At 43.1% G+C, this 17,159-nt stretch carries 14 protein-coding genes and 2 pseudogenes; 6 read left to right on the plus strand and 10 right to left on the minus strand.

The window, feature by feature from the left end:
* Positions 1-91 precede the first annotated feature (91 nt).
* Genes Aba26S_RS12855 through Aba26S_RS12870 form a run of 4 tightly spaced genes read right to left on the minus strand, consistent with a single transcriptional unit; the run spans position 92 to position 3,914 of the window.
* On the minus strand, positions 92-835 hold the full coding sequence (locus Aba26S_RS12855) for an SDR family oxidoreductase (RefSeq protein WP_016650978.1): 744 nt from the start codon (positions 833-835) through the stop codon (positions 92-94).
* Between the two features lie 16 nt (positions 836-851).
* The gene (locus Aba26S_RS12860) at positions 852-1,550 is read right to left on the minus strand and encodes a histidine phosphatase family protein (RefSeq protein WP_043972484.1); all 699 of its coding nucleotides are present in this window, start codon (positions 1,548-1,550) and stop codon (positions 852-854) included.
* Positions 1,547-2,668, minus strand: coding sequence for a phosphotransferase family protein (locus Aba26S_RS12865; RefSeq protein ID WP_043972485.1), 1,122 nt, complete (start codon positions 2,666-2,668; stop codon positions 1,547-1,549). The genes Aba26S_RS12860 and Aba26S_RS12865 overlap by 4 nt, the downstream gene beginning before the upstream one ends.
* 16 nt (positions 2,669-2,684) lie before the next feature.
* A complete protein-coding gene (locus tag Aba26S_RS12870; RefSeq protein WP_043972518.1) occupies positions 2,685-3,914 on the minus strand; it encodes an acyl-CoA dehydrogenase family protein in 1,230 nt (409 codons plus the stop codon).
* 105 nt (positions 3,915-4,019) lie between these two features.
* Here Aba26S_RS12870 and Aba26S_RS12875 point away from each other — a divergent pair, with 105 nt between their 5' ends.
* A complete protein-coding gene (locus Aba26S_RS12875) occupies positions 4,020-4,937 on the plus strand; it encodes a LysR family transcriptional regulator (RefSeq protein ID WP_043972487.1) in 918 nt (305 codons plus the stop codon).
* 58 nt (positions 4,938-4,995) lie between these two features.
* Here the strand turns inward: Aba26S_RS12875 and Aba26S_RS12880 are convergent.
* Positions 4,996-6,195: pseudogene (locus tag Aba26S_RS12880) on the minus strand (low temperature requirement protein A).
* Positions 6,196-6,587: 392 nt separating this feature from the next.
* On the opposite strand from Aba26S_RS12880, the gene Aba26S_RS12885 reads away from it, so the two are divergent.
* Positions 6,588-7,544, plus strand: a complete 957-nt coding sequence (locus Aba26S_RS12885) for a TerC family protein (protein ID WP_043972490.1) — start codon at positions 6,588-6,590, stop codon at positions 7,542-7,544.
* 60 nt (positions 7,545-7,604) lie between these two features.
* Here the strand turns inward: Aba26S_RS12885 and Aba26S_RS12890 are convergent.
* Positions 7,605-7,775 (minus strand): annotated as a pseudogene (locus Aba26S_RS12890) (nucleotidyltransferase family protein); the annotation flags it as partial.
* A 173-nt stretch (positions 7,776-7,948) separates the two neighbouring features.
* On the opposite strand from Aba26S_RS12890, the gene guaD reads away from it, so the two are divergent.
* The 3 genes from guaD (at position 7,949) to Aba26S_RS12905 (ending at position 10,521) form a co-directional block, all read left to right on the plus strand.
* Positions 7,949-9,265, plus strand: coding sequence for a guanine deaminase (gene guaD / locus Aba26S_RS12895; RefSeq protein WP_043972493.1), 1,317 nt, complete (start codon positions 7,949-7,951; stop codon positions 9,263-9,265).
* Between the two features lie 224 nt (positions 9,266-9,489).
* Entirely contained in the window at positions 9,490-10,017 is a 528-nt protein-coding gene (gene hpt, locus Aba26S_RS12900) for a hypoxanthine phosphoribosyltransferase (RefSeq protein ID WP_005244785.1), read from the plus strand.
* Between the two features lie 252 nt (positions 10,018-10,269).
* Entirely contained in the window at positions 10,270-10,521 is a 252-nt protein-coding gene (locus Aba26S_RS12905; RefSeq protein WP_005244788.1) for a GlsB/YeaQ/YmgE family stress response membrane protein, read from the plus strand.
* 58 nt (positions 10,522-10,579) lie between these two features.
* Here Aba26S_RS12905 and Aba26S_RS12910 read toward each other — a convergent pair whose 3' ends face one another.
* The gene (locus Aba26S_RS12910; protein ID WP_032879533.1) at positions 10,580-11,278 is read right to left on the minus strand and encodes a DsbC family protein; all 699 of its coding nucleotides are present in this window, start codon (positions 11,276-11,278) and stop codon (positions 10,580-10,582) included.
* Between the two features lie 436 nt (positions 11,279-11,714).
* Here Aba26S_RS12910 and Aba26S_RS12915 point away from each other — a divergent pair, with 436 nt between their 5' ends.
* Positions 11,715-12,896: a PilT/PilU family type 4a pilus ATPase gene (locus Aba26S_RS12915; RefSeq protein WP_043972496.1), complete on the plus strand. Its 1,182-nt coding sequence runs from the start codon at positions 11,715-11,717 to the stop codon at positions 12,894-12,896.
* Between the two features lie 54 nt (positions 12,897-12,950).
* Here the strand turns inward: Aba26S_RS12915 and Aba26S_RS12920 are convergent, their stop codons facing one another.
* From Aba26S_RS12920 to yidC, 3 genes are all read right to left on the minus strand, one after another.
* On the minus strand, positions 12,951-13,766 hold the full coding sequence (locus Aba26S_RS12920) for a DUF2310 family Zn-ribbon-containing protein (RefSeq protein WP_043972498.1): 816 nt from the start codon (positions 13,764-13,766) through the stop codon (positions 12,951-12,953).
* 163 nt (positions 13,767-13,929) lie between these two features.
* The gene (gene mnmE / locus Aba26S_RS12925) at positions 13,930-15,285 is read right to left on the minus strand and encodes a tRNA uridine-5-carboxymethylaminomethyl(34) synthesis GTPase MnmE (RefSeq protein ID WP_043972501.1); all 1,356 of its coding nucleotides are present in this window, start codon (positions 15,283-15,285) and stop codon (positions 13,930-13,932) included.
* A 114-nt stretch (positions 15,286-15,399) separates the two neighbouring features.
* A complete protein-coding gene (gene yidC / locus Aba26S_RS12930) occupies positions 15,400-17,157 on the minus strand; it encodes a membrane protein insertase YidC (RefSeq protein WP_016650990.1) in 1,758 nt (585 codons plus the stop codon).
* Between the last annotated feature and the right edge of the window lie 2 nt (positions 17,158-17,159).

A 17,159-nucleotide genomic window follows, 5' to 3' on the forward strand; every position in this document is an offset into this window, starting at 1 on the left:
TCACATTTCCTCGAAGTTATATTAATTCAGATCGCGACAGGCAGCATCCATGCCGAATAAACATATTTGTCCAATCCATTTTAAATTGCAATCAACTCAATTTATTCACCAATTTTAACGGCAAAATCTTCATTGCAATCCCCATTGGCAACCACGGCCACTGCGGTACATAGGCTTTCACAGGTTCCTTCTCAATCGCTTTGACCAAAGCCTTGCTTCCAGTCTTCTCATCGACTTCAAAAGGTAGTTTTTTCGCACCTTCATTCAGCTCAGTGCGAATATAACCTGGGAAAATCGTTGAAACTTTAATTGGTGTATCCAACAACTCGGCACGAATCCCTTCCGCCAAATGCGCCACAGCGGCTTTACTGGCGGCATAGGTCGATAAATGCTTCGGTAAACCACGCATCGCACTCATGGACGAAATCACCACCAAATGGCCCTTATTTTGCGCTCTAAAGATTTCAACCGCTGCTTCACATTGTGCCAGTGCCGAAATAAAATTGGTTTCTGCCGTAGCGCGATTCACATCAAAATGGCCCTTACCAATACGGCGACCATCGCCAACACCAGCATTCACGATAATTCGGTCAATGCTGCCAAACTCCTGCTGAAAAGCATGAAAAACCGTGAATACATCATCGTAATGAGTTACATCTAGGGTTTTAATCTTGACCTGTATTGAAAACTGCTTTTGCAGCTGTTGTTGTAAGGCTTCTAAACGCTCTAAACGTCGTGCGCAAAGTGCCAGATTGTAGCCTTTAGCCGCAAACTCACGCGCCATACCTGCGCCTAAGCCAGAACTTGCCCCTGTAATTAAAATCGTTTTTGCCATGCCTGCCACCTATTTTTTAAATCCATGTTAAAAGTTCAGCATCACGCGCTTTTAAATAATGATGCTCATTAAAACTGAGTAATTGCAAACGATCATCTGACCAGCGCAGTGTGGTGATACTGGCATTGGCAATCGACCAATTCAGTGCAAAAATCTGTTTGGCATTTAGCCCCAATACCTGACCGACCGCTACAGAAATCACACCGCCAGAACTAAATACCACGGCCTGACGGGGTTGCGTGGCATCAATCTGCTGACACAATCCGTGCAAAGCACCTTCTACACGCGCTTGAAAGCCTAACCAGGTCTCATGATATTCATGGTCATATTGCTCGCCAATCCAGCGATCAATCGCGCCATCGAAAATTTTGGCCAGATAAGCACGCGGATTGGCCACCAAATCGACATCCTGTTTCAGCAATTCAGGTTGATTAAAGCGCGGTTCGTATTGAGCAAACACATGCTGATGATCAAACTCATTCCACGCCGACTCTGTTTGAATCGGTGCATCCTGAAAACTTTTTGATAAAGCCAGTTGCGCTGTTTGCTGATGACGTTGCATCGAACCTGCCACAATCAGCGGTGTTTGTTTCAGCGTCTGTTTAAAAAAATCACCGACAACCTGTGCCTGCTGCTCACCTTTGGCTGAAAGCTGGTCATAACTTGCTGCACCAAAAGACGCCTGCCCATGCCGTACCAAATAAATTGTGGTCATCGTTTTAAAATATCCTGTAGTTTTGCACCATATTCAGCAATCAATGCTCGTGCTTGCGGATTGTTTTGTGCAATCAGTTTTAAAGCCCGAATATGTAAGGCATGAATCATGATCCAGAAATCTTTAAAGGCTGGATTATCGGTTTGCTGATGGTAATAACGATAATAAATCTGTTGAGCAATCACCGCCAAACGGAACAAGCCAAATACTTCATAAAAAGCCCAATTGGCAGGCTGTAAACCGGTCTTTTCCAGATAGTAATCCACCACCTGTTGCCGTGTCAGCATACCTTTTAAATTGGTCGGTTGACGACGGCTGGATTTCATCAGGGCATCATCATCCTCTTGAATCCAGTAGGCGAGGGCACTACCCAGATCCATCAAAGGATCGCCGAGTGTCGCCATTTCCCAGTCCAGTACGCCAATCACTTGAGTTGGTTGTTGTGGATCTAAAATGACATTATCAAAACGCCAGTCATTATGAATCACGCAGGTTTTTGTATCGGCAGGGATATGTAGTTGCAGCCATTCACGCACAAAGGCAAAATCAGGCACATTCGGTGTCAGGGCTTTGCTATAACGTGCATCCCATCCCTCAACCTGACGGCGGCAATAGCCTTCGCCTTTACCCAGTTTTTCCAGTTCAGTGCCTTGATAAGGCACTTGGTGCAGCTCAATCAACTTATCTAAGACATTCAGGCAAAGTTGCTGTATCTGTGACTCATCCAGCTGTAATTCTTTGGGTAAATTGGCACGCGGAATAATGCCCTCAATCCGCTTCATCACATAAAAATCACAACCGATGACGCTGTCATCCTGACACAATGCAATCATTTCAGGCAGCACAGGGTAAAACGGTGCAAGATGCTTCTGCACATTGTATTCACGCGCCATATCATGCGCTGATTTGGCTTTGGTACCTTTTGGTGGGCGGCGCAAGATCAGGTCGGCATTGTCATACTGTAGCCGATAGGTCCAATTCGATGCGCCCCCTGAGTATTGGGTCACTTGTGCCTGTCCTTGCAGATCCACACCTTGGTTTTTTAGCCAGTTTTCAACCGCTGCAATATCCAGTTCTTCACCATGGCGAACCTGTCCACCAATATCAATCATTGTCATTATTGTATTTTCCTTATCAACGAGCATAGCCACGTTTTTTCAGTTCGAGTTTGGCAATCATGCCTTTATGGACTTCATCAGGTCCATCGGCCAAACGTAAACTACGCGCTTGATTAAAAAATGCCGTCAATGGGGTATCGCGTGAAACCCCTTCACCGCCGTGAATCTGGATTGCCATATCGACCACATGTTGCAATACGCTCGGTGCCACCACTTTAATCGCAGAGATTTCCGTCAATGCCGCCATATTGCCCAACGTATCCATCTTATAAGCAGCGTACAGCGTCAATAAACGCGCTTGATCGATTTGCACTCGCGCATCTGCAACACGCTCTAAATTACCACCGAGTTTGAGAATTTCTTTGCCAAAGGCTTTACGCGACATACCTCGATCAATCATCAGTTGCAACGCTTTTTCAGCTGCGCCAATACAACGCATACAATGGTGAATCCGCCCAGGCCCTAAACGCCCTTGCGCAATTTCAAATCCTTGTCCTGCACCGCCAATAAAGTTGCTGATGGGTACACGTACATGGTCAAAATTCACTTGCCCATGACCATGCGGTGCATCGTAATCACCAAAGACTGGCAACATCCGTTCGATCGTCACCCCCTGGGTATCGATCGGCACCAATACCATCGAATGCTGATGATGACGGTCTTTGCTTGGATCGGGGGTATAGGCCATGAAAATAATCACTTTGGCATTCGGATCTCCAAGACCCGATGACCACCATTTGCGTCCATTCAAGACGATCTCATCGCCCTCAATCACCGCTGTGGCTTGCATATTGGTAGCATCACTGGAGGCCACTGCGGGTTCAGTCATGCAGAACACTGAACGAATTTCGCCCGCGAGTAAGGGTTGCAACCATTGTTGTTTTTGCTGCTCACTGCCATAGCGCCATAACACTTCCATATTGCCACTATCCGGCGCATTACAGTTAAAAACCGTTGGGGCGAGCAGACTGCGTCCTGTCAGTTCCGCAATATGCGCATATTCCTGTACCGACAGACCTGCACCCAGTTCTGCATCAGGCAAAAACATGTTCCATAAGCCCGCTGCTTTGGCCTTAGTTTTTAATTGTTCCAGTTGGGCAGGCCATTGCCATTGGGTCCAGTCGCCATCGACATTGAGATGATGGACGTCATCCCAGAAGGCTTTTTCAATCGGTTCTATTTCTTGTTGAATAAAGGCTTGCGTTCGTACAATAAAATCCTGTGCGCGTTCAGATAATGCAAACATCATCATTTCCCTCAATCTAAAATATGGCGAATATTGATTCGCTGCTTTACATCACCATAAGCGAAAATTTATTATGAATGAAATGATTTTATTTTATGCAAAACTATGAATCAGATTCATAATACCAGCCCACTGGAAGTGGCTCACTTTCATCGTATTGATATCAATTTATATCCGCTGTTTATTGCGATTTTTGAGCAAAAGAGCATTTCCAAGGCTGCACAATTGTTGTGTATCAGCCAATCTGCGGTCAGTCATGCCTTGCAGCGTTTGCGCACACAACTTGGAGACGAGTTATTTGTTCGCAGCGGGCAAAAAATGCTGCCAACGCCTTATGCCGAGCAAATTTATCAGCCGATTCAGAGCGCATTGCTGAGCATTCAGCAGATTGCCGTGCCGCAGCATGATTTTGTGCCGAGTATGTTGCACAGCCTAAAAATTGCCATTCATGATGAAATCGAACCGATTATTTTTCCACAATTGGTGCATCATTTTGCCCACTTGAATCTAGACATTCAGTTCTTGAGTTCCAAGCTGGATCGTAAAAATATGCTGGCCGATCTCTCAGCACAACAAATCGATTTTGTGATTGATCTGGTACAACCCCAGCAGGCACATCTGCAGTTTGAAAATCTAATTGACGACCATTTTGTGGTGTGTACCCAACAACCTGAGATGAGTTTATCTCAGTATTTATCCTCACCGCATATTGGTGTGTCATCACGACGCACGGGCTTGTTGCTGGAAGATATTTATCTGAATCGGCAACAACTGTCTCGGCAAATTTTCCTACGTTGCCAACATTATTCAACCGCACTACAAGTTTTGGCTCAATACCCCGATGCAGTGTTAACGATTCCACAAAGTATTCTGAAAAATCTGCATTATGCGAAGCATTTAAAGATTCATGCGCTGCCGATTGAATTGCCTAAAATCAACATGGGCATGTATTGGCATGAACACGTCACACATAACCCACGCCACCAATTTTTACGCACAGAAATTTTGAAAATTTTTAATTAGAACAGGCGAATGCATTGCGCATTCGCCTGTCTGCTCATCTCCATATTGAGAGCTTTGATTATTTGTTTGATGCCAGCTGTTGCTGATCATGGCAATTGATCAAGTACGCTTTGGAAAGCATGAGACGGAGGATATAAACCACCGCCATCGCAAAAATCATATAGCCAATATCGGCAAAGAAAAAGGGAATCGAGAAAAGGATCAAAATCGTCATTGGATAGAGCCACCGTCCCCATCCCGACAAATAGGATGTCTCATAAAATAGCCAAATATAGGTGTTATAAACCACCAAGCAGATCGCAATCATCCATCCCATCATTTGACTAGAAATGTGAGCATGATGTGTTGAAATATCGACCGCGGCGGCTAAAGCTGCACCTAAGACCGCAATACTGATAAAGATAAAAAAATGGCCGTACCCCCATAAAAAAGGCTGCACCCCATGACGTTGATGGTGATGATGACTGCGATCAAAGTAGACCCACCACATGGCAAACATCATCAATAAGCCACCAATCACTAAAAAGATTTCTTTGAAGTTCACGTCATGATTGGCAAAGGCTTCCTGAGTAGCAGCAAAACTCCCAATAATCGACTCTCCCAACACGATGATGGTGAGTAATGCATAACGCTCAACAATATGATGTGGGTGCCAAGGCGTTACCGCATACTTTTCTGCATACAGCGGTACAGCTAATTCAGCCAATACCAAAATCAGGAATAACACAGGCGTCATATGAATGGCACTGAAATTGCCAATCAACCATCCCAACTGCACCAAGACGATACCAACGGCATAGCGATAGGCGGTTACCCTTCGTTCAGGATCATGTTTTGCCACACGGATCCATTGTGTCACCAAGGCCAAACGCATAATCACGTAGCCAATGATAATCACATCAAAATTGTGCTGTTAAAAAACCGCGGGAATACCTGCCGCCATCACCAAGGATCCGACAATCTGTACAAAGGTCAAACAACGGTACAGCGTGTCATCATTGTCATAGGCAGAGGCAAACCAGGTGAAATTCATCCATGCCCACCACAGGGCAAAAAACACCATACAATAGGTCGGTAACGCGTGCCATAAATGACCTTCAATGATCGCGTGATGGAGCTGTTGTCCCGCGGTTGCAATCGCGACTACAAAAATCAGGTCAAATAAAAGTTCTAATGGCGTCGCTGCACGATGGGCTTCATCAGGGTCACGGGGAGTAAATAATTTTCGTGTTTTGTTTTGATTTTTTTCGGTACTCATCTCTTCTTCTCAGAACAATATTCAGCCTTTAGTTCTAACTTAATTCATCTGTATTAATTTACCTATTGGCTAGCGTATAAAAATGCTTAAAATTTATGCATTGAAGGTTTGCTTAAATCGATTATTTATGTAATTCTATGCCTAACTTTGGATGTCATCATCCATAACAGAATTTGACAAGGGGAGTAGCCTCCTCCAAGCCTAGATCGTGGCTTTTAACGATTTAGGTGTCAGAGTATCGTCATTACACTTTGCAAAAAGTCGGACTCTGAGCATCACAAGTTATCGTGATGTAGGCAAGACCTTGATCATGTTGAAACAGATGTTTTATTTAATTCATCTGGCAACTGGTCAAGGTTTTTTTATGTCCATTTGCCAGATAGGGAGTTGTGATGGAAACTATCGGTAATTTATGGCTATACGTTGCTTTCTTCGCAATCGTGACCATCATGCTACTGGTCGACTTTTTAGGCTTTAAACAAAAACAAAACCAAGATGTTCCCATCAGGCAAGCGGCTTACTGGAGTATTGCCTGGGTCACCGTTGCCATGATCTTTGGTGGTGGTTTGTGGCTGTACTTACAACAAACCGTAGGTGCAACCATCGCCAACCAAAAAACCATGGAATACTTTGCAGGTTATTTACTGGAAAAGTCGCTGGCAATTGACAACGTCTTTGTCTGGCTGATGATTTTTGCAGCTTTTGCGATTCCTCCTGCATTCCAGCGTAAAATCCTGCTTTACGGCGTACTTGGTGCAATCATTTTAAGAACCATCTTTATCTTTATTGGTGCTTGGTTTGTACAAGAGTTCTCTTGGGTGCTGTATATCTTCGGTGCGTTCCTGGTCTACACCGGCTTTAAGTTCCTAAAAGGGCAGGATGAAGAAGAAACCAATATTGAAGATATCAAGCTACTGAAATGGTTACGCAAACACATGCGGATTACCCCACAGTTAGAGGGCAATAAGTTCTTCGTTCGCCAGAACGGTGTGTTATGGGCAACGCCTTTATTCTTGGTGTTAATCTTAGTAGAAGCATCTGATGTGATTTTTGCGGTGGATTCTATTCCTGCGATTTTCGCCGTGACCAGTGATCCGTTCATTGTGTTAACCGCAAACTTAATGGCGATTTTGGGCTTACGTGCGATGTTCTTCTTATTGGCAGGTGCTGCAAGCAAAATGCATTATCTACCGTATGGCTTGGGCATCATCTTATTGTTTATTGGTGCAAAAATGTTATTGCTCGATGTATTCCACATGCCAATCTGGATCTCATTAGGCTTTATCGTACTGGTCTTGAGCATCACCGCGTATCTCTCGTTACGTCATAACCAACGCCAAGCGCAATAATCGCGAAGCCGATCAAAAGGGTCTTCAATGAAGGCCTTTTTTTATTTGGGCATCATCAACTCATTGTAATTGAGGCCATTGCTGTAACCACTGTTTGGATTCAATCTGTTGTTTAAATGTGTCCTAGCAGACCAATGCAGGGTTCCTACGCAATCTGAGTTCAAATAAATCCAGACCAAAGGGTGCAATCAGTTCCAGTTCTCCTGAGCGATTTAAGCGGACTGCAATTGCTTTGTTCTATCTCTGCTGCGGATAAGGCAAACCTTTCTCTGTTCCCGAGCTCAATCGATTCAAATCATGAGTCACATTTATATACCTTTTAAACGTGCTCATTAGACGAATAATCCAGTAACTTTGGCAAAATCAGGTACAATCAACCGAAAAAAGTAAAATTGTAGGTTGTTATGACTTTGGCTACTCCAATCACGGTAATTCGTGGTCGCTTCTTAGATATTCAAAAAACCGTTTCTCAAGCGGCTGAAATTGCCGATCAAGTTCGTTATATCGAAGATGGTGTAATAATCACTGAACAGGGCAAAATTCGCTGGTTTGGCACGTGGAACGACGCTCAAGACCATCTTCCTGCAAACGTTGAGATTCAGCACTATCCAGAACAATTAATCATTCCTGGGATGATCGATACCCATATCCATTTCCCACAAACTGAAATGGTCGGTGCCTACGGCGAACAATTACTCAGCTGGTTGAATACCTATACCTTCCCAACCGAAATCCAGTTTAAAGACAAAGCTTACGCACAAGAAATCGCACAATTCTTTGTCAATGAACTGCTTAAAAATGGCACCACGACAGCATTAGTATTCTGTACGGTACATCCTGAATCGGTCGATGCCTTATTTGAAGCTGCACAACAGCACCAGATGCGTTTAATCGCAGGCAAAGTCATGATGGATCGTCATGCACCAGAAGCACTGTGTGACACCGCAGACAGCGCCTATAACGATTCTAAGGCATTAATCGAAAAGTGGCATGGTCAGGGCCGCGCACTCTATGCGATTACACCACGCTTTGCGCCTACCTCGACGCCTGAACAACTCGAAAAAGCAGGCCAGCTCAAAGCCCAATTCCCTGACGTCTATGTGCATACCCATTTAAGCGAAAACAAAGATGAAATCGCATGGGTGAAAGATTTGTTCCCTGAGCAAAAAGGCTATCTCGATGTCTATCATCATTATGGTCTAACCGGTCAACGCTCGGTATTCGCGCACTGTGTGCATTTAGAAGATGCTGAATGGAAATGTATGCATGAAACTGACTCTGCAATTGCCTTCTGTCCAACCTCAAACCTGTTCTTGGGCAGCGGTTTATTTCCATTGAACAAGACCTGGCAACAACAAGTGAAAGTGGGGCTTGGTACCGACGTTGGGGCAGGGACCTCATTTAGCTTATTGCAAACAGTCAATGAAGCCTACAAGGTACAGCAGCTGCAAGGCGATAAACTGTCTGCCTTTGAGTCGCTATATCATTCAACTTTAGGCGGTGCAAAAGCCCTCGATTTGGACGACAAACTCGGTAACTTCAATATCGGTAAAGAGGCCGATTTCGTGGTGCTCAATCTCAAAGCAACCGCGTTACAACAATTACGTCAATCACGTTCAAAATCGGTTGATGACAGTTTATTTGCCTTATTCACCATGGGCGATGACCGAAATATTGAGGCAACCTATATCTATGGACAAAAAGCCTATAGCCAAAGCTAAACGTTCAAATAAACAAAGACTTGGGTGGGTCATATTGGCCATTGGATGTGCGGTTCTATTAAAACGTGACCGTGCATCTGCTCAAAATGAAACATATTCTTCATCATCAAAAGGTGCATGAACGGTGATTTTGTTTTAAAATTGGCACATTAGCTCAAGATTTCGAGGTGTTGCAGGTCAACACCTTTTTTATTTTCCCGTTTTTAAGTTTTAGGAATCTACCGATGACCATTGCAATGCGCATTATGATTTCAAGTGAAGAGATTCAAGCCAAAGTCAAAGAACTGGGTGAAAAGATCAATGCACACTATGCTCAAAGTGATAAAGAACTGGTACTGATCGGCCTATTACGTGGTTCAGTCATTTTTATGGCAGACCTATGCCGCTCAATTGAAAAACCACACGAACTCGATTTTATGACAGTCTCTAGTTATGCTGGTGGTACTGTTTCATCACGTGATGTCAAAATCCTAAAAGACTTGGATGGTGAAATTCACGGTAAAGATGTACTCGTGGTTGAAGATATTATTGACTCTGGAAATACCTTAAGCAAAGTAGTTGAAATGCTTAAAACCCGTAATCCCAATTCAATTGAACTCTGTACTTTGGTCAGTAAACCCTCACGCCGTGAAATTCCTTTGGATGTTAAATTCCTCGGTTTTGAAGTCGAAGACCGCTTTATCGTCGGTTATGGACTCGACTTTGATCAGAAATATCGCCATTTACCATTCATCGGTGAAATCGGCCTTTAAACCATTGCGTGTATTGGCATTTCACACACAGAAATGGCCTCAATGATAAGCTTCAGCTTACGCTGTGAACAACGCAGCGTAAGCTTTGAACGCAGGTGCAAATCAGCAGCTTTTTTATTGATCTTCAATCACTAAAAACTGATAAACCGTGCACAAAAATACGACATAACTCAGTAATCCACTACAGACAAAGCACCTCCCAATCAAGCAGGATAATAAGAAATACCGTTGTTAAAACAAGGAGAAAAGACAATGTGGTCTCTAATTGTGGCAATCGTAGTTGGTTTTTTTGCTGGTTTAATTGCTCGTGCGATCCATCCTGGAGATGACAAAGCAGGCTTTATTGTAACAACCCTATTAGGTATTGCAGGTTCATTACTTGCCACCTATGGCGGTCGTTTACTTGGCTTATATGCTGAAAACTCGGCGGCAGGTTTTATTGCTTCCGTTGTCGGTGCCATCATTATTCTATTTATCTATAATCTGGTCACCAAAAAAAGCTAAGTTACAGACAAAAAAAGCCCAATTCACTGATTAGCAGGAATTGGGCTTTTTTTATGGGTTATAGTCCTAACTCTTTCCAGATCATCTGGATTTCTTCAGCACTACGTCCACCGACCATTTTCAGACCATTACCAAAGATCAACGTTGGTGTTCCATCTACGCCCAGTTTACGTCCCAGTTCGAGGTTGCGTTCAATCGGATTGGCACAGCTTTTTTCCTTGGGTTGCACATTCTTTTGCAACAAGTTTTTCCATGCATAGGCCTGATTAGCATCACACCATACCGATTTTGAAACTGCGATGGATTGTGGTTTTAATGCATAGATAAAGGTATAAATCGTCACATCGGTCAGTTTATCCAGTTCTGCTTCTAATTTTTTGCAATAAGAACAGTTGGGGTCGGAAAACACCGCCAATTCACGCTTACCATTGCCTTTAACCGTTTTAATCGCATCCTTAAAAGGCAGTTGTTTCCAGTCCACCGAGTTTTGCTGGATAACTAAATCCTTAGTGAGGTTCTTTTGATCCTTTAAACGAACCATTGAGCCAACAAACATATGCTGCGCGCTTTCATCCAGGTAAATGATCTGATTATCCAAACTGGCGCTGTATAAACCCGTCATTTCAGTAGGCTGAATATTGGTTACCTGAATATTGGGATACTGCTTATTTAAATTGCTTTTTAAGCTATCGACATTGGCTAAACTGATGGCAGAAATACAACTCAGCAACGAGAACATCCCAATTTTTTTTAACATCATGAACACTCAACTCAAAAATCAACGGCTATTGTAATCAGTCTGGCTGACACCGACAGAGCAGCTTACTGAGCAACAACCAAAACCCAACCAATTCTCGCGATGTTTCACGTGGAACATTCGCTTAGATTCTCCCAATGGGTGAGCATGCATCACGCAGTTCCGCCCTTTAATAAAAACCAAAAAATTAAGCTCATCACATTGATAAATATTAAATAATTTTAAAAATTAGCTAGATATCAGCCAAGCTTTTTGGAATAATTTACGCTGTATCCCAATACGGTGAGAATGAAGGGACAAACTTTATTTAAATTGAGTAAAATTCATCTCCCTATCAGCATTCATTTTCAAGAAACAAAAATATGTTTCCCTTACAGGGAAAGTATCAACGTATTACAAAAATGGACTTCGTTTCATTTTAAATTTAGGTAGATCAATGTATAACGCGGAACTATTAGAAGAAGCCAAAACCTTTATGTTTCACATGCTCAGCAAAGTTGTAGAGTATGAGGGGTCAGACTTATTTATCACTGCCGATTTTCCGCCCAGCATTAAACTGCAAGGCTTAATGCGTCCCTTAGGACAACAAGCACTCACAGCAGATAAGACCAAGCTATTTGCCTATAGTTTGATGAATGAAAAACAACGCCAAGAATTTGAAACCGAATGGGAATGCAACTTTGCAATCAATGTCCCAAATGTTTCACGTTTCCGCGTCAATGTGTTTAAACAGCAGCTACAAATCGGTATGGTGATCCGGACCATTACCTCAGAAATCCCAAACTTTCAGAAACTTAAACTACCAGAATCACTGAAACATGTGATTATGGAAAAACGTGGTCTGGTCTTGGTTGTGGGTGGAACAGGTTCTGGCAAATCAACCTCTCTGGCTGCCATGATTGACCACCGCAATGAAAATTCAGCAGGCCATATCATTACCGTTGAAGATCCGGTGGAATATGTGCATAAGCATAAAAAATCCATGATCACCCATCGTGAAGTCGGGGTCGATTGCCATTCCTGGCATCATGCCTTGAAAAACACCTTGCGTCAGGCACCCGATGTCATTCTGATTGGCGAAATTCGTGATACCGAGACCATGGAACACGCGATTGCCTTTGCTGAAACAGGGCATCTCTGCTTAGGTACCTTGCACGCCAACAATGCCAATCAAGCCTTGGATCGAATTATTAACTTCTTTCCAGAAGAACGTCGCAATCAGTTGCTAATGGATCTTTCATCCAACATGAAAGGGATTATTTCGCAACGTTTGGTCCGTACTCAAGATGGTAAGGGCCGTCGTGCTGCAATTGAAATTTTGCTGAACACCCCATTGATTGCAGACAACATTCTCAAAGGTCAATTCCACGCACTGAAAGAGATTATGAGTAAATCGCGTGAGCTGGGCATGCAAACCTTCGATCAGGCCTTATTTGAGCTGTATAACGAAGGCGCAATCAGCTACGATGAAGCCTTACGCAATGCCGATTCAGTCAATGAATTACGTTTACAGATCAAGCTAAAAGCTTCACGCCAAGAAGGTGCACCTGCTGCAATGATGACAGCATTAAATGTAGTTCCAGAAGAGAAACCGAAAGAAGAGCAAGAAGAAAATTGATAAACAATGGCTTAGATCAGCACGAACTAAGCCATTTATTTATATACATTTTCATTAGAATTTAGATGGGCGCCACTCTCCAATAACTGCGTGTCGCTCATCTTCATAAGAGACAGCAAGATGTGAGACTAAACGGCATGGATCACATTTAAAGGGGAAATGATAAAAAACATTCACTTCAACATCTGTGTCTGTACTCCATTTTTGACCGCAAGCCGGGCACAGCCGAGCGTATTCATTTTTCCTGCGGCCCCAATAACGCATAAGATAATAATAGGTCGGTATGCCTGTAACTTCTTCAATATATTTACAGATTGTTAGACCTGCTTTTGTTAATTCACTATCTGGAGTTGCCAATTGTTTGTAGGCTACTTTTTCCAAGGCACCGCTATATATCCAAGCTTGATCATACGTTTTATATTGTTGTTGCCAAAAATAGATTTCTTCTCGTTGCTGATACGCTCCAGATAGGAGAAATATTGGAATTGGATGACCATTATCTCCCCGACAGATAGGCGACTGCCAATCATCCATATGGGTAAAGAGATAAAGGAAAGTTGTGTTTTGCCAATGGGTATTTTTTTCTGGAACATCATCATCAATTCGTTCCCATAATGGTTCACATCCAAACAATCCAATAATGCGTTCCAGCCGTTCAATACCATAGCTGTCATGATATTGCTTTAAATTCGCGTCAAGACCTTGCAAATTGATATAGGTACACAATAGCCCATTATGTACGATTAAATAGTACTCACCACACACTTGCCCATTATGTAATAAAACAGAAAGATAATCTTCAACCAGCCATTCGGCTTGTTCTCGATTTGTTTTTGTAATTGGCCCAAAAATCACTTTATAAGCAATCATTTTTTAGCTCATCAGAAGTGTTGAAATAAGAAAAACTAGCAATAAAAGTATAATAATTACACTAAACGATATTATCAGTATAATTCAGAATAAAGGTACTAATTCATTATAAAATAGTACCTTGATCTTAGTTTATAATTTTCAAAATGGCTTAAATACTAGATTATTTCCCAATACAAAACGAACCAAAAATCTTACCTAGCAAGTCATCGGCACTGAAATCACCGGTGATTTCACCCAAGGCATTTTGCGCCAAACGTAATGACTCAGCCACCAACTCACCGGCGTTAAACACCACCAACTGCTCACGCGCCTCAGACAAATAGCGCTGAGTACGCTTCATTGCGTCTAAATGACGTGTTCTGGCGATAAAGGTGTCTTCCTCGGGTTGGAAGCCTGCATGCGCTGTAATCGCATCTATGAGCGCCTGAACCCCCATCTCTTGTTTGGCTGAGACACTAATATGACGGAATCCCTGATAATCGGTCATTTCCGCCTGTTGTCCAGTTAAATCGCACTTATTCCCAATCAACAATAAACGCTTTGGCTCCAGATGATCAGCAAAATATTCATGTGCCAGCTGTAAAGGTTCATCGCCTTGATTCAAGTCATACACCAACAGCAATAAATCGGCCTGTTCAATTTCCTTGATGGCACGACGAATCCCTTCCTGTTCAACGATATCGCCTGTTTCACGTAGTCCAGCGGTATCGGTTAAGGTAATCGGTAAGCCATTTAGACTGATCTTTTCATGTAGCACATCACGGGTGGTGCCTGCAATATCAGTCACAATGGCACGTTCATGCCCCGCCAATGCGTTTAACAGACTGGATTTTCCTGCATTTGGCTTACCCGCAATCACCACCTGTAAACCTTCACGTAATAACTGTCCTTGGCGCGCAGACTGCTGTACCGCTTGAACCGAGTCTTGTACATCATCGAGTAAAGCTAAAATCTTGCCATCAGCTAGAAAATCGATTTCTTCTTCTGGAAAATCAATTGCGGCTTCAACATGTAAGCGTAAGTGAATCAGTTTTTCTAAAACGGTATTAATTTTGGTTGAAAATGCGCCTTGTAAGGAGCGTACCGCGGAACGTGCCGCCGCCTGTGAAGTGGCGTCAATCAAATCGGCAATCGCTTCGGCTTGTACCAAGTCCATCTTGCCATTTTCAAAGGCACGCATGGAAAACTCACCGGCCTTTGCCGCAGTTGCGCCCAAATCAAGTAACCGTGCTAACAGCGCATTCTGAATGACTGGGCCACCATGGCCTTGCAGTTCCACCACATCTTCACCTGTAAAGGAATGCGGATTCGGGAAACATAACACAATGCCTTCATCCATCACGGAACCATCGGCATCACAAAACTGGCGGAAGCCCGCCATACGTGCAGCAGGCAGCTGTTTCTGGGTCAGTTGCTCTGCAATGGCATAGGCTTTCGGTCCAGAGAGTCGAATCACCCCCACACCACCACGACCTAAAGGGGTAGCAATCGCAGCAATTGTGGTTTGATGTTGCATGTTAAATTCACCTAAAAAACGCAAGGGTTATGAAATTAAAACCCTAAATACAGCCAAAGAAAAATCCGCCTAAGATTACCATCTTAAGCGGATTTATTCAGTAAAAGTTCGAACTTAAGCGCTCGGCTCAACCTTGTTGAGACGGTCTTTTTCGACACCTTTGTTAATAAACCATTGTTGTAAAATAGTAATACTGTTGTTGACGATCCAGTAAAGCACCAAACCGGCAGGGAAGAACAACATGAATACCGTAAACATGATTGGCATGATACGGAACACTTTGGCCTGCATTGGATCAGTCGGTTGTGGGTTCAACATTTGCTGAACGAACATGGTCACACCCATGATCAACGGCAAGATAAACCATGGATCCATCGCAGATAAATCTTGAATCCAGCCTAACCACGGTGCATGACGGAGTTCAACCGATTCCATCAATACCCAATACAAGGCTAAGAAAATCGGCATTTGCAACAGCAATGGCAAGCAACCAGACAATGGATTGACTTGTTCACGCTTGTACAACGCCATCATTTCTTGCGAGAAACGCATACGGTCTTCGCCAAACTCTTCTTTCATGCGTTGCATTTCGGGTGCAATCACACGCATTTTCGCCATTGAGCGATAACTTTTTGAAGAAAGTGGCCATAAAATGGCTTTTACCAAGATCGTCAATAAAATAATTGACCAACCCCAGTTCCCCACTAGATTATGGAAGAATTGCAAACCTAAGAACAATAACTTCGCAATTGGCCATAACCAACCGTAATCTACAGTTTGGTTTAATCCAGCTGCTAAGTCTTTGAGTTCAGATTGAATTTTAGGACCAGAATACAGTTTTGCATCCACTTCCATTGACGTACCCGCCGGTACATTGATCACTGGAGAGGTAAAACCCATGATATTCATGTGGTCCGCAGACTGACGCGATTCTAATTTAGCCGTATAAGGCTGACCGTCCGCTTGAGTAAGTTTTAAATTACCCGGAATCCATGCACTAACGAAATAGTGCTGAACCATGGCAACCCAGCCGCCTTTGGCATCAACATTTAATTTTTCGTCATTAAAATTGCTGAATTTTAACTTGTTATAGTGCGCATCTGGTGTACCCCAAGCGCCTCCCAGATAAGTTCCAAGTGTGAAAATACCTTGAGAAGATTTACCAGGATCATCCGAATTATCACGTTTTAACTGACCAAACATTTGACCTTGCCAGTTTTGCTGACTACGGTTAATGACTTGGTGTTTTACTGTAATTGGGTAATCACCTTGCGTGAAGGTGAACGATTTGATCACTTCCACACCTTCAGGTGTTTTAAATACCAATGGCACAGTCAACACTTGCTGTGTCTTGCCATCTTTTGATGCGATGCTTTTTGCATCTGCCAATGTATAGGCTGTTTTTTCAACATCATACATTGGGCGTCCGCCACGGCTACTATCAGGTCCATTTAAACCAATTAAACCAGATTGAGCGACGTAAGTACGTTTCGCATCACTTTCCAGCATAACAAACGGTTTATCGCTGTCTTTGCTTTCATCATGGCTTAACAATTCAATACGAACGATATCACCACCTTTGGGATTAATCCAAAGATGATAAAGATCAGTTTGCACTGAAATCAGTTGCTGACTTACAGAAGGCGTTTCTGTAGCTTGTGATGCAGTCACATTTGCTTGTGGCACGTCTGAAGCCGCTGTTGCATTTTGAGCATTTGGCAAATCTGCAGATACATCATGTGCAGTGACAACCGCCGCTTGTTGTTGCGGTGCTGGTGCAGCATGACCATAGTCTTTTTGCCAAGCCAAAATAAGCAAATATGCGGTAACAAACATGGCTCCAAGAATTGCAAATCTGGCCCATTGTTGCATAT

Origin of the sequence: Acinetobacter sp. NBRC 110496 (assembly GCF_000876115.1) — a bacterium.
Classification (GTDB): Bacteria; Pseudomonadota; Gammaproteobacteria; order Pseudomonadales; family Moraxellaceae; genus Acinetobacter.